At 70.1% G+C, this 13,117-nt stretch carries 10 protein-coding genes; 2 read left to right on the forward strand and 8 right to left on the reverse strand.

Features of this window, described 5'->3' with window-relative positions; all coding sequences use genetic code 11:
• Positions 1-27: 27 nt before the first annotated feature.
• Positions 28-729, reverse strand: coding sequence for a hypothetical protein (locus IE252_RS32660; RefSeq protein WP_190093055.1), 702 nt, complete (start codon positions 727-729; stop codon positions 28-30).
• A 178-nt stretch (positions 730-907) separates the two neighbouring features.
• On the opposite strand from IE252_RS32660, the gene IE252_RS32665 reads away from it, so the two are divergent.
• Positions 908-2,212, forward strand: coding sequence for a pentapeptide repeat-containing protein (locus tag IE252_RS32665; RefSeq protein ID WP_190093056.1), 1,305 nt, complete (start codon positions 908-910; stop codon positions 2,210-2,212).
• Positions 2,213-2,283: 71 nt separating this feature from the next.
• On the opposite strand, the gene IE252_RS44015 is transcribed toward IE252_RS32665, so the two are convergent.
• From IE252_RS44015 to IE252_RS32680, 3 genes are all read right to left on the reverse strand, one after another.
• Positions 2,284-4,851 carry an ATP-binding cassette domain-containing protein gene (locus IE252_RS44015; protein WP_268248440.1) on the reverse strand — a complete coding sequence of 856 codons (2,568 nt, stop codon included), beginning with the start codon at positions 4,849-4,851 and terminating at the stop codon, positions 2,284-2,286.
• 209 nt (positions 4,852-5,060) lie between these two features.
• Positions 5,061-5,930: an endonuclease/exonuclease/phosphatase family protein gene (locus IE252_RS32675; protein ID WP_229848934.1), complete on the reverse strand. Its 870-nt coding sequence runs from the start codon at positions 5,928-5,930 to the stop codon at positions 5,061-5,063.
• Complete coding sequence (locus tag IE252_RS32680) at positions 5,927-6,982, reverse strand: aldo/keto reductase (protein WP_229848935.1); 1,056 nt, start codon at positions 6,980-6,982, stop codon at positions 5,927-5,929. The genes IE252_RS32675 and IE252_RS32680 overlap by 4 nt, the downstream gene beginning before the upstream one ends.
• A gap of 119 nt (positions 6,983-7,101) precedes the next feature.
• Between IE252_RS32680 and IE252_RS32685 the strand changes: the two genes are divergently transcribed.
• Positions 7,102-7,725: a hypothetical protein gene (locus IE252_RS32685; RefSeq protein ID WP_229848936.1), complete on the forward strand. Its 624-nt coding sequence runs from the start codon at positions 7,102-7,104 to the stop codon at positions 7,723-7,725.
• Positions 7,726-7,787: 62 nt separating this feature from the next.
• Here the strand turns inward: IE252_RS32685 and IE252_RS32690 are convergent, their stop codons facing one another.
• The 4 genes from IE252_RS32690 to IE252_RS32705 form a co-directional block, all read right to left on the reverse strand.
• Positions 7,788-9,953, reverse strand: coding sequence for a B12-binding domain-containing radical SAM protein (locus tag IE252_RS32690; protein ID WP_190093059.1), 2,166 nt, complete (start codon positions 9,951-9,953; stop codon positions 7,788-7,790).
• A gap of 307 nt (positions 9,954-10,260) precedes the next feature.
• Positions 10,261-11,220: an SAM-dependent methyltransferase gene (locus tag IE252_RS32695; protein ID WP_190093060.1), complete on the reverse strand. Its 960-nt coding sequence runs from the start codon at positions 11,218-11,220 to the stop codon at positions 10,261-10,263.
• On the reverse strand, positions 11,217-12,002 hold the full coding sequence (locus IE252_RS32700) for a GntR family transcriptional regulator (protein ID WP_190093061.1): 786 nt from the start codon (positions 12,000-12,002) through the stop codon (positions 11,217-11,219). Before IE252_RS32700 ends, IE252_RS32695 begins: the two co-directional genes overlap by 4 nt.
• A gap of 308 nt (positions 12,003-12,310) precedes the next feature.
• Positions 12,311-13,114 (reverse strand): class I SAM-dependent methyltransferase, encoded by an 804-nt coding sequence (locus tag IE252_RS32705; protein ID WP_190093062.1) that lies wholly within the window; start codon positions 13,112-13,114, stop codon positions 12,311-12,313.
• Positions 13,115-13,117: the final 3 nt, after the last annotated feature.

Raw genomic sequence — 13,117 nt, forward strand, 5'->3', positions numbered from 1 at the left:
ATTCCCTGTTAGCGGAGCGGGCGTCTTCTATGTCGCCCACATCACGGTCCACGCGCCTCCGGCGGTGAGCCCTGTCCCAATCCCGAAGACGAGGAGTGCTTGTTCATGCTCCAGCAGGGGCATGAAGGAAAGACCCGCTGTGACCAGGCCAAAAGCCATGCTGATCATCGGATCGACGCGTGCTGCGCTGATGACGGCGCCCCCTCCCTCCCTGACTGACACGTCGGTAAGCCGGGTGCGAACGGTCAGCTCGGGTGCGGGGCCGTCCACGAGGACGGAGATTGTCACCAGTTGCCCCTTCGCGATCAGTGACGGTCCGACGGTGAGGATGCGTTCATCTGTGTTCACGCTCGGCGCTGCTGCGTGAGGAGGAGTTGAGGTCGTGGCCAGGAGGGTCACCACGTTGGCACCGAGGTCGAGCTCGATGGGGTCTCCGCCGTCGAAGGCACTGCTGGGGATGTCGTGGCTGCCAGGGTTGGCAAGCTCGACATGGAGGACGTGCGGGTCCGTCAGTGCGACGGAGCCGATTTCCACGGCTACCCGTCCGTGGCGTGACGCTGTTGGGGGGATGAGAGGGGCTATGGAGCGCAGGTAGTAGGTGAGCCGCCGCCGTGGGTAGGCGGCTCGCAGGGTGGCCCATGCCCCGACGACGATCGCGGCGATGGCTACGGCCACGCCGGCGCCTGACCAGAATGCGGCGTTTTCATACCACGACTCAGCCAGTGTCATGAGGCCAGTGAACCGTGGACCAACCGCTTGTGCAGCAGACTTGGCACTGCCGGTCCGCTGTGGTCATTTGTGTACCGAGAACGGGCAAGTCGAGCACGCGATGGCGCTGACATCGCAGAGCAACGCCACAGCGGCCGGGGCTGCAACCCCCGAGGGGCCTTCTGCTGTCCTCACGGGTATGGGAGCATCTTCCTTCCGGCGCCGGACGGAGCGGCGCGGCCTGCGCCTGTGGCCGGTCGGTACCGTCCTGGCCCTGTCTTTCACCGCCGCGCTGATCGTGGCCGCCGCCGTGTTCTACCTCGGGTGGGACCTGCTGGGCGCCCGCGGGCTCAAGCCCGAACACCGCATCGACTCCCAGACGCTCTTCGACCTGGTGAAACTGTCCTTCGGGATGGTCGCCGGGTCCGGTGCCCTGGTCGCACTGGTCGTTGCCTACCGGCGTCAGAGGGTCGACGAGGAACACGCCCTGCGCGAGGCCACCCGCCTGCACACCGAACGCTTCACCACCGCGGTCTCCCAGCTCGGCGAGGACGCCGCGGCCGTCCGCCTCGGCGGCGTGCACGCCCTGGTCGGCCTCGCCGACGACGCCCCCACCCGCGACCTGCGCCAGACCTGCATCGACGTCCTGTGTGCCTACCTCCGCCTGCCCTACACCGCCGAGGACGACCTCCCGGACGGTGACGCCGATGCCCGGCGCGCATACCTGGCCGCGCGAGAGGTCCGGCACACCGTCATCCGCCTCATCGGCAACCACCTCCGCTTACCCGACGGACATCCGCACGCCTGGCAGGGCCACGACTTCGACTTCACGGCCGTCACCTTCAACGGCGCAGACTTCCACGACGCGCGGTTTATCGGCGGGCAGGTCTCCTTCGCTGGTGCGCGGTTCACCGGCGGGCGGGTCTCCTTTGCTGGCGCGCGGTTCACCGGCGGCCACGTCGACTTCCATAGGGCACGGTTTATCGGCGGGCTGGTTTCCTTCGCTGGCGCACAGATCTCCGGCGGCCAGGTCTCCTTCTCTCGCGCACAGTTCACCGGCGGTGCCGTCGGCTTCGACGGCGCGCTGTTCGTCGGCGGGCAGGTCTCCTTCGTCGACGCACAGATCTCCGGCGGTGCCGTCGGCTTCGACGGCGCACTGTTCATCGGCGGCCAGGTCGACTTCGGCGAAGCACATTTCATCGACGGCTGGGTCGGCTTCGGCAGCGCACAGTTCACCGGTGGCGAGGTCGGCTTCGACGGCGCGCTGTTCGTCGGTGGCCAGGTCTCCTTCGTCGACGCGCAGTTCGCCGGCGGCCAGGTCGACTTCCTCTTCGCGCGGTTCACCGGCGGCGACGTCAGCTTCCATAGGGCACGGTTTATCGGCGGTCGGGTCGACTTCCGCGACGCTACTGGTATGCCACCAAGCGGCTTGGTCCCGCGAGCTGGAGCGCCTCTCCCCGATGGCCTGCACCTGCCTCCGCAGTGGCATCCGAACCCGTCTTGAGGCGGGTCGGACGGTCCTCAAGACGCGAGGGCCGACGCTGCCTGGTCGTCAGTACGCCGGGCCGCTAAGGGTCACGGACGGGGGAGGAGGGCGCGGGGTGGGACGGGGCGGCCGAGGAGTTCGTAGACGAGGCGGCGGTGGGCGCCGTGGAGGGTTCGGACTGCGGCGCGGCGGGCGCCGGGGGCGGGCACGCCGGGGCCGGTGCGGAGGTGGCCGGGCTGGGTGGCGACCCACAGGTGTCCGGGGTCGCTTCCTTCGAGGTCGCTGGTGATGGCTGCGCGCTGTTCGAGCCAGCGGCGTACGAGCGCGACGGTGGTGTCGTCCAGGTCGGCGGGGGTGTTGTCGAACAGGATGCGACCCCGGGGCTGGTGGTCCAGGCGCAGGTCGTCGAGGGCGAGGGGCTGGATCTGGGCGAGGGTGCGGCCGGTGGCGGCGACCAGGGCGGCGACGGCGGCGGTACGGACGGCTACGGCGGCGGTGGTGCCCCGGGCCCGGCGCACCGACAGGTCGTGGATGAGCTGCTGGGCCTCGTCGGGGTCGAGGTGCTCGCCGCTGGTGTTCGGCGGGACTTCCAGGCGCCAGGGGGTACCCAGGTACTTGGCGAAGGAGTTGTAGGTGATCGCGCGGATGCGGTCGGAGGTCGCGGCGGACGGCGCCCCGGGGCCGTGCAGGGTGTTGCGCTGACGGGTCCGGCCGGCCGCCGCGTCGCTCAGCCAGGCGTCCGCCCGCTCCAGGGCCATCAGGTCGCGGGCGCTCAGATCAGCAGGGGTGCCCTCGGTCCCCAGGGCGTGCTCCAGGTACTCGGTGAGGAAGATCCCGCGGATACGCCGCGTCTCCTCGGCGCGCTGTTCCTCTTCGTCGAGGTGGCGGAGGTAGGCGCCGATGGTGTCGAGGGCGGTCGTGGTCACGCAGCTCAGGGTACGCAACTGCTCCGGAGCCGGTATGCCGGAGCCGTGCTGTTCCGGGGGCTGGGTCGTTGGACCGGTTATGACCGACGCTCTTGGCCCCGCCACTGCCCGACTTCTTCTTGAAGCGGAGCGCTGCAAATGGATGGCCGTGCTGGAGGACACGCCCGCCTCGCCAGCGGCCGTGCGGACGCGGTCCATGTCCCGGGGGCGGTCGCCGATCCCGATGGCCACGTTCGCGGCCGCCGTCATCTCCCAGCGCGGGAAGTCCTGCGCCAACAAACCGACTTCGGCGAAGACCTGGGCACGGTCCGCCTCACGCAACTCGACCCGCTCGCCCGACTCACCCACCCACCGCACGGCCCCTTCGGCCGGCAGCAGCAGCCCGGCCAGCACCTTCGTGAGCGTGGTCTTCCCCGAGCCGTTCGCACCCACCAGGGCCGTCACCTTACCCCGCGGCACCCGCACACTCACGCCCCTCAGCGAAGGGCCGTCGGCACCCGGGTAGCTGAACGACACCGCCTCCGTCCTCACCTCCCGCACCGGCACGGGCAGCGGCCTACCGGCGAGCGGGATCGCGTTCTCACCCGCCACCTTGATCGCGTCCTCGGTGTCGGTGAGGAACAGCAGCTCCTCGTACAGCCGGTTGACCTGCTGCACCAGCAACGTGAGCCGCGCCGTCGACGTACGGATAGCGATGACCGCCGTCCCGCCGACCGCGAGCGGCAGACCGCCGGTGGCCAGCAGCCACCACAGCACCCCGTAGCAGGCAAGCGACGCCACACCGGCGAATGCGCCCGCGACCAGGTCCGTCAAGGCCTGCGCCCGGGCCAGGCGCCGCTGCTCCGCCTCCGTCTGCCGCGACATCTCCTCATAGCTGGACAGCAGCTTCGCGCCGGCAGCGTGCACGCGGAGCTCACCGGCGGCGTGCGGGCGGGTCAGGTAGGCCAGCAGGGACGCGATCGCCCTGCGGTGGTCGACCCAGTTCATCCGCGAGAGGTACTCACGGCGCGCGGAGCGGACCGCGCCCCACCCCTTGGGCAGGGCGATCGCCAGCAGCATCGGCAACAGCGCCCAGTGCAGCGTCGCGAGCACGACCGCGGCCGCCGCCATGCCGATCACCACATTGCCCACGCCGACCGACAGCCGCAGCATGCTGCGGGCCGAGTCCGTGCCGAACCGTCCCGCCTCCAGAATCCGCTGGACCTCCGGCCGTTCGGTCGCCTCCACCTCCACACCGGTGACGGCCCTGTAGTACCGGGCGGAGACCGCCCGCTCCACCTGCGGCTCCAGCCGGCCCGACATCGCCGTCGACCACGCCAACAGCACAGCGCCGGCCACCGCCACGACCGCGAGAACCACCAGGGACGGCAGCGCGTCGCGGAGCTTGTCCACGGTCGGACCGTCGGCGAACAACTGCGCGGGGACGCCGTTGACCGCCACCAGCCCCCACCCGGCCGTCACCCCCTGCCCGAGCTCGGCCGCCACGACCCCCATCAGCGCCCGCCGGTCCGCCTTCCAGCCGGTGCGCAGCACCATGCCCACCATGTGCGGAAGCGCGGCCGCCATATGCCCGAACTTCAGCCGGGTCAAAGGCCCTTCATGGCGGACGTAGGACTGGTCGTAGCGCAGCCGGCCACCGTACAGTTCCCGCTCCGCATCCGAGATGCTGTCCGAGGCTGCGGCCTTCGGGTCGCCCGCGATCTCGTCGCCGCCTGGTTCGACTGGCGTCAATGTGTTCCCCCTTATGGACGTGGCGGTGGCGTCGCCGTGTTCAACGACGCCGCGCGATTTCGAGCACCTGTTCCTTTCAGACGGGTTGCGCACCCTGTGATTCAGCGGAATTCCGAAGGTGCGCGGTGCACCGACCCTTGTCGCGCAAGAGCACGCGTTCGGGGGCGATTGGCCGAAACGCCGATGTTCGCCGCTGCGGCGGTTGGCAGTCAGCCAGAGCGCGTAGCTGCGGCTTCACCCTGTCCGCCTTTGGGAGACGGCAGGCCCAGGCGGAGCGTCATGACCGCGTGGTCGGTCAGCCCCGCTTCGCGGGCTTCCTGGTGGTAGTCGCAGGCCAGGACGCCGACGGCGTGGGGTGTGGAGACGAAGAGGTGGTCGAAGCGGAACCCGTTGCCGCTGCGCCCCCACCAGGAATGGGCGATCTCGTCGGGGTGCAGGTGGCGGAAGGCGTCGGTGAGGCCGGCGGCCTGGAAGGAGTCGTAGAAGGCGTACTCCCACTCACCGAACACCTTGTGCGGGGGCTGGTGGCCGCGCTCGATGACGTTGAGGTCCCCAGCCACGATGACGGGCACGTCCAGGAAGGTGGCGCGCAGTCGCGGCAGGCTCTCGGTGACCGCCTTCTGGAAGGCGCGCTTGGCGACGTTGCGCTGCTTCTTCGGGCCGCGGGAGGGCACGTACAGGCCCAGCACTCCAATGGTGTGGCCGCCGACGGTGACGCGGGCCGCCGGGGCCCGGTGGGCTGTGACGGTGACCGGGCTGGGGACCGGCCGGACCTCGCCGGTCCGGCAGGCGATGACCGTGCGGTAGTCGGGCGTGGACGGCCGCGGGGCGATCACCGTGGCGTACCCGCGCTCGGTGAGCGCGGTGACCAGGGCATCGCCGCCCTGGGTGGAGGACACCTCAGTGAGGACGGCGATATCGGCGTCCTCCTGGCCGGCGATCCATTCGGCCTGGCGGCGCGAGCGTTGTGGGGAGGCGTGCTGGGCGTTGAACAGTAGCAGCCGCACGGCGTCGGTGGCCGGCTGGTGGGCGGGTTCGTCGGTGGCGAGCAGGGACAGCTGCTCCACGCCGGGGTTCACCGGCCGGCCTCCTTCTCGTCGAGGAAGACCTCGCTGTGCGCGTCCAGATTCTGCTGGAGGCACCCGAGGGTGTCGCGGACGAAGGCGAGCTCGTCGTCGGTCAGCGGCGTGCCGACGGCGGTCAGGTTCTCTTCGACCTGCTCGGGGCGGGTGAAGCCGACGAGCACGGCGGCGTTCTCGGCCTGCTGTAGGCAGTACTGCAGGGCGGCGCGGGTCAGAGCTGCCGGGCTGTCACCGAAGTGCTCCCGCAGCGGGCGCAGGCCGTCCTGGATGATCCGCAGCGCCCCCGGAGTGAACCACGCCTTGCGCAGCCGGTGGTCGCCGGGTGCGAAGACCGGCGGGTGGTCGGGGTCGTACTTCCCGGTGAGCAGGCCCTGGGCCAACGGCTTGTTGATCAGCACACTGGCGCCGAGTGAGGCGGCGAGGGCGAAGATGTCCGGCCGGCCGTCGGCGGGCGGCGGGGTCAGGGCGTTGAAGCGGGCCGCGAGGTAGTCGGGGCGGATCACCTCGGCGAGGTAGGCGAACCGGGCGTACTTGTCGCCGCGCTGCTCCTTGGCGACGGTGACCCGCTCGGTGGCGTAGCGGTGCGGGCCGCGCATCCCGACCGCGGTGACCAGGCCCTGGTGCTGGAAGTCATGCATCTGGGCGACGGCCTCCTGCAGGTAGCGGTCGTCGGGCCCGAAGTCGGCGTTGTGGAAGAAGTAGATGTCGAGACGGTCGGTGCGCAGGTTCTCCAAGCTCGTCTCGAGCTGGCGGCGCATGGCTGAGGGGAGGTAGGCGTGCCGGGCGGTGCCCCGGTGGTAGCCGACCTTGGAGGACAGCACCACGCTGGCGCGGTCGACGGTGGTGACGAAGTCACCGATGATCCGCTCGGAGTGCCCGTGTCCGTACACGTCGGCGGTGTCGATGAGGTTGGCGCCGAGCTCGTAGGCGGTCTCCAGGCCACGGCGGGAGGCGGTGTCGTCGGCCGTGGACCAGCCCATGGGCAGCCCGAGGTTGTGGTCGGAGCCGCCCAGGGACCAGGCCCCGATCCCGATCGGATGAACGGACAAGCCGCCGGCGAGCGTGCGGCGTGCGAGGGAGGAGGGAGTCCTCACAGGAAGTACCTCGTAACTCTCAATTAGCAGCAAATACTGATGAATCGCTTCGGGAGGTGAGTATGGTGCCTCGGGTGACGACACAACCCCCTTTCACTGCACTCGACTTGGACGCGATCGCCGAGCGGCGCTGGGTCGACCGCGGCGACTTCACCGACGCCGAGTTCGCCCGCGCCCGCGCCTTCTACGAGGAGATGCGCGTCCACGACGACCGCCTGGCGCAGGTGCGCGCCGACGCGGCCGCCATGATCAGCGAATGGACCGGGCACAAGCCGCGCGACGTCGGCTCCTTCGGTACCCGCCTCAACCTGGAGACCTCCGACCTGGACCTGGGCATCGGATACCCGGTCGAGGACCGCGACCGCCTGCGGGCGGCCCTTGCCCCCCACACGACGTTCCTGGGCGAGCGCAAGACCCGCTACTCCACCTCCCGTCTCGTCTTCTCCTTCAGGCTGGACGGCATCGAGATCGACCTGAGCGCACTCACCGTCGACGACTTCGCCATCGCCTGCCGGATGCTTGACCAGATCGACGTGACCATGACCTTGGACGAGCGCATCGCGCACACCTGGGTCAAGCACCTGCTGCGCAGCTCGGGCCGGACCGAGGAGTACGCGACCTGGAAGCTGACCACGTACGCCCGCTTCTGCCCGGAGTTCAACTGGGTGCCCATCCCGGAGAAGGCCGGCGGCGCGTGAGCGCGCGAGCCTGGGTACCCCGCCCGCGACACAGTGGTGGGGCACCCCGGCTCGGCGCTGGCTCAGTCCGCACATGAGTCCGCTGCGTTGATCAGCTCCCAGCCCGCGGCGGCTTCCCACCGGCGGTACTCCCGGGCCAGTGTGGCCGCGTGCTCGCCGGTGAGGTACGTCGTGACCTCCTGCACCGTGGAGGCCATCTGCCCGCGCAGGCTCCCGGCCCGCTCTTCCAGGGCCGCCTCGATCCGAGCGACGAGCTCCCGCTCCTGCTCCGGTTGGTCCAGGCCGTGCTGCTCGATCGCGCTGATCATGTCGCCCAGTACCTGGTAGGCGGCGTCCTTCAGCACGATGCGGGCCTGGCGGACGGCATGCCGCGGTGCGCCGTCGAGGACCTTCTCCAGGCTCTTGAAGGTGTAGTCGAGGGCGAAGTGGCGATCCACCCATCGCTGCGCCCAGCTGCTGGCCACGCCGATACGCCAGTCCCGGTACCGGCAGGCGACCCGGCCCATCAGCGGCTCTTCCGCCCCGGTCAGGTTCTCGGCGGCGGCCATCCGGGTGTAGGCGGCGCCGACGAGGCACTCCATGCTGACGAGCATGTAGCTGATCCCGGTGTGCAGCGGTCGGCCGGTGGTGTGCTCGGCGACCCACTCCCCGTCACGGACCCCGGCCACGAGGTCGGCGGCCGCCAGTCCCCTCTGCGGCCGCAGCAGCAGATCGGTGCGGCCCTGGAAGGCGTACGTCTGCTTCAGCTCCTCCAGGGTCATCAGCGGGTCGAAGGTGATATAGGTGTAGCGGGTGGGCACGCCCAGCGCGGACAGGGTGCGGATCGCGACCGCGTTCTGGGCGGCGGTGTTCTCCTTGTTGAACCGCTCCAGGATGCTGTCCACGCCCGATTCCACGCCGAAGAGCATCCGGCGCAGCCCCAGGTCTTGCAATGTCCGCCACATCGCGACCCGTTCGATGTGCCAGGTCTCGTCCATCTCGGGGTGCGTGACCTGGTCGATGCGGCAGCTCGACTCCCAGCGGAAGCCCGCCCGGTGGAACGCCGCGGCCAGAGCCAGGATGCGGGCCACGACCTGTTCACCGCGGCCGATGATCTCCTCGTCGACCAGGTACGCGGTCCACGAGATTTGGGGGAACTCGTCGAAGACACGGCGGATCCAGGCCAGGATCCAGCAGCCGGCCAGCGGATCGGGGCCGTTCCAGACCCCCTTGTGACCGCGCGGGCAGAAGCTGCAGGTGTTGGTGCAGCCCCGGCTCATCTCCAGCTGGGCCACCCCGTGCAGCACGAGGGTGAGCCGGAGCAGGTCCAGCTCGGGCAGGATGTCGGCGCCCGCCGGGGCGGCGCGCAGCTTCGCTGTCCGGCGGGCGGCGATGCCGAGCCCGCCGCCGCGCGGGGCACCGTTGTAGCCGAGGCCGGGTATGTCAGTGAGGGGGATCTCCCCGTGCCAGTAGGCCAGGAGGCCCCGCATCGTGGGCTCGCCCGCCGACCGTGCGATGAGGAGCTTCGGGTACGTCGCCAGGAGCAGGCGCTCATTGCGGGCCACCAGACTGCCCCCGGCGATCACCAGGAGCGGCTCGGGTAACGCGTAGGCTGCGTCGAGGAGTTCTTCGAGGAGGTCGTGCTGGCCGAAGGTGGCGCTGATGCCGAGGATGTCCGGGGGCGCGGTGGTGACCTGCTTGAGGAGGTCCTCCAGGGTGGTGCCCAGCTGCATGTCGACCAGGCCAACGGTGCCGGTCAGGGTGGCTCGCGCGGCTCGGGCCACGTCGCTGATGCCGAGCGGGAAGCGGGGCAGGGGGAAGTTCTCGGGGTGGTAGAGCGCCGCGAGCAGCACGTCGGGCTTGCTGAGGCGTTCCACCGCGCACTCGTCGAGCACGGCGGCCGAGAGCCAGGAGTCCGGCTTCTCGATCAGGAGGCGGGAGCGGGTCCACGCGGGCCAGGCCCTGCCGGCGTGCGGCTGGCCGGACAGGTCGGCCAGGGTCCACCAGCCGCCGCCCGTCTCCACAAGCACCAGCCGTCGGTCGAGGGTGCCGGTGACGCGGACCCGCAGGGCGTGCCCGGCGTACCGGTCCTCGATGAAGGTACGAAGGTCGTTCGGGGCGAGGAGCAGGAGCTCCAGAGCACCGATCTCCTGGTTGTCGCCGGTGTCAATGGGTGGTGCCGAGGGGAACGCGTGCTGCAGGGCAGCGGCCAGCCGTACGGCCGTGTCCCGGACCGGGGAGTCTTTCATCAGGAGTGCCCTTCACAGAGTGCGGAGCGTGGACCGGCGCGTTCAGCGCCACGTCGGAGGCTGCCTGTTGCGGCGGGAACGGAGGGGCTGGCCTTCCGGCGCCTGCCGGTCACTGCGGCGTCGTCCCGGGCCGCAGACCAGGGCGAAGGTGCCGTGCGCTGACGCGCACGGCACGGCAACTGCCTGAACTGCCCCACACGAAGAGGCCACGAACACCTCGCCGATACGGTGTGCTGCCGGTCCCGTTCGGCGCGTGCGAGGAGCAGGTTCTCGACGAGCGGGCGGTCCGCGTCCGTGAGTGGTCTCATCAAGTACATCGGTGTTCCTCTACGTCGGAGGTGCGGGCCTGGGGTTTGAGGGCGAGTCCGGCGAAGGCGGCGGAGTAGGTGTCGGGGTCGCGGGCGTGGGGATGGCCGGGATGCCAGCGCGCGGTGGGGACGAGGCCGGGATCGACCAGGTCCCAGTCGCCGAACAGCGCGTTGATCGCGTTGCGGGTGCGGGGCCGGAAGCTGGTGGCTGCTTCTTCGTCCCATAGGGACGTGAGCTGGGCCTGCGTGTGAGGTGTGGGGGACAGGTCGCTGGTGGCATGGGTGAGGGACAGGGCGCTGCCGGGTGGCAGCCATTCCCGCAGTGCCGCGACGGCGGCCGCCGTCTCCTGGTCGTCGCCGATCCACGGCAGCACGTCGTGCAGCAGGGCGGCGATCGGTCGGCTGGTGTCGAACCGTTCGGCGATCTGCGGGTGGGCGAGCACCTCGGGCATCAGCCGGATGTCGGCCTGGAGGACGGAGGGGTTGCCGTAGAGGCCGGCCATGGTGCTCTGGGCACGTCCGGCGGCGATGCCGTCGATGTCCACGTGCACGATCGTGGCCCGGGGCAGCACGTCCCCCAGCAGTGGCGTCTCGTGCCGCCCAAGGGCTCGCGACCAGTCGTGCGCGTAACCGCAGCCCAGATCGAGGATCTGGGCGAAGCCCCGCTCGGCCAGGAAATGCGCGATCAGGGTGCCGTGCAGGCGGTTGATGACGGCAGCCGTACGGACCGTCTCGTCGATGTCGGTGAGGCGGCGTGCGAAGGCTTCGTCGATCCGGAAATCCCACCGGCCTCCGCTGAGGCAGTGGTAGACGCGCGCCGGGTCGGGGCGCAGGAAGGACTCGCCCTCCACGTCGTCGCGGGCTCCTGGCCCCTTCCACGACAGCTCGTCGTGGTCGAGTTCGGCGTCATCGCTCAGCATGCTGTAGCCCTGGTTCGGATCGCGGGCGGCCGCGCTCATGACTGTCCTGCATCGCGTCGGACCACGCGGATCTTCTTGCCCTTGCCTTCAATGAGGTGCTGTTCTCGTAGTCGTTGCAGGGCCGCCATGACCGTGCTGCGCGACACACCGAATTCCGTTGCCAGGACCTCGCTGGCCAGGCCATCGCTACCGGGGAATTCGGGGTCGGCGATGCGGGCCTTCAGCGCTTGCTCCACGCCGGCGACCAGCGCTATATGTGCGCTGCATGACCAGCGTGCTGGTGCCCGCCCGGGGGCGGGCAGTGGCCATGCGCCGATCGCCGGGCGGACATGGAGCAGTTGCTCGTCCTTGAGTGCCTGTACGGCGCCTGCCACGATGTGCGGCGGTACCTGGTAGAGCTCGGCCAGGTCGCGCCGGGTACGGGCCTGTCCCTGGGGCCATGCGCCGGTGTTGATGTCCTGGCGCATCAGTGCGGCGAGAGCGAGGCTGCGCTTGCGTACGCTCGCCTTGGCCCCGGGGGGTACGTATAGGGCGTTATCGCTCCGCTTGATCTGGTCGAGAGCACCATGGGCGATCACTGCCCTTCCGCGCCGGTACGAGGCGATGATCCCTGTCTGTTGCAGGTGGTGCACGGCTTCCACCATGGCTTCGGTGGGCACGCCGAGTTCGATGGCGAGGAACGCCAGAGGAGGGGTGGTCGCCAGCGCGGGGTAGGTGGCATCAGCGATGCGTGCACGCAGCCTCTGCACAGCACGCTCGGTCTGCGGGTGCTGCGGCCTGGGGATGACGGTGGGCGGCGCCGGTGGGGTGGACGCAGTCATCGCCGCCCTCCGGTGTGGTGCCCGTCGTTCTGGCGAGAACTGACGCCACGGCAGCCGGCTACGGCAGTCGGCCGGGCAAGAGGGGGCACAGGCCGATCAGCAACAGGCAGCCGATCGAAAGAGCCGCGCAGGATCGCAAGTGGATCCACCAGAACGAGGCGGAACGGGCCGGGAGAGGAGAGGGTGGGGTGCGGCGGGCGCGAACGGACGCGGCGAGCAGCAGGAAGTAGCCGGGGACGATGACGTAGAGCAGGGTCGTGTGAAGGACAACGTCGGAGTGGTCTCACGATGCAGGGCCTGATGTCTGTCTAGGGTGGAAGGGGCTTGTTGGGGCCGATGGCCGGGGAACGCGCACGCTCCGGCTCCTGGTGCCCGGGCGGTGGGCGCGCCTTCGTAGGGGCCCGTGCGCCGTCGTCTGACAGTGGTCCGGCTTCCGGGGGCGGCGGTGCGTGGCCAACGTCGCCGCCTCCGCCTGTTGTTTGTCCGTGCCAGCCGCGCAGGATCAGGCCGGTGAGGTGGCGGCTGCGGGTGCGGTAGCGCCTGGCGAAGGCCCAGCCGTCGTCAAGGTGCTGGATCTGTTCCTCGGTCATGCCGCGCCGGAAAGGGTCGCGGTGGGTCGGGGCCGAGCCCTCTTCGACGGGGATCAGTGCGTGGAAGACGCCGCCGTTGGACAGCCAGGGGGTCACGGTGGTTCGTAGTCTCGGCCAGTCGAGGTAGGGCAGGGACAGGCGGCAGGTGACGATGTCGACGCTGCCCAGCGCGTGGTCGGGCGGGACGGGGGCGGCATCTACATCCCACGGCTGGTAGGTCTCGTTGGGGCCTGCCAGGCGTCGGGCGCGTTTGATGGCCTCGGAGGAATAGTCGTAGCCGGTGACGCTCAGGCCCCAGCGGGCAAGCTGGCGTGTCCAGGTGCCCACTCCGCAGCCGATGTCCACCGCGGTCTGTCCCGGTCGTGGTCCGGTGTACCGGGAGAACTGCTCGGCCTCGACCTGCGCGACCTGCCGGACGGCGCCTGTCAGGTACCACGTGTCCCATTGGGCAGCGGTCAAGCCCGGAGCAGGCGGGTCCAGGCGGTCGTCCCCGGTGGTGGCGGGTGACGGTTCGAAGTGCATCAA

Origin of the sequence: Streptomyces melanogenes (genome assembly GCF_014649795.1) — a bacterium.
GTDB classification, from domain to species: domain Bacteria; phylum Actinomycetota; class Actinomycetes; order Streptomycetales; family Streptomycetaceae; genus Streptomyces; species Streptomyces noboritoensis.

What these genes read in the sequence shown, in the direction of transcription:
- IE252_RS32660 (WP_190093055.1), bottom strand. Translation starts at nt 729, where the DNA reads ATGACACTGGCTGAGTCGTGGTATGAAAACGCCGCATTCTGGTCAGGC.
- IE252_RS32665 (WP_190093056.1), top strand. Translation starts at nt 908, where the DNA reads ATGGGAGCATCTTCCTTCCGGCGCCGGACGGAGCGGCGCGGCCTGCGC.
- IE252_RS32690 (WP_190093059.1), bottom strand. Translation starts at nt 9,953, where the DNA reads ATGAAAGACTCCCCGGTCCGGGACACGGCCGTACGGCTGGCCGCTGCC.
- IE252_RS32695 (WP_190093060.1), bottom strand. Translation starts at nt 11,220, where the DNA reads ATGAGCGCGGCCGCCCGCGATCCGAACCAGGGCTACAGCATGCTGAGC.
- IE252_RS32700 (WP_190093061.1), bottom strand. Translation starts at nt 12,002, where the DNA reads ATGACTGCGTCCACCCCACCGGCGCCGCCCACCGTCATCCCCAGGCCG.
- IE252_RS32705 (WP_190093062.1), bottom strand. Translation starts at nt 13,114, where the DNA reads ATGCACTTCGAACCGTCACCCGCCACCACCGGGGACGACCGCCTGGAC.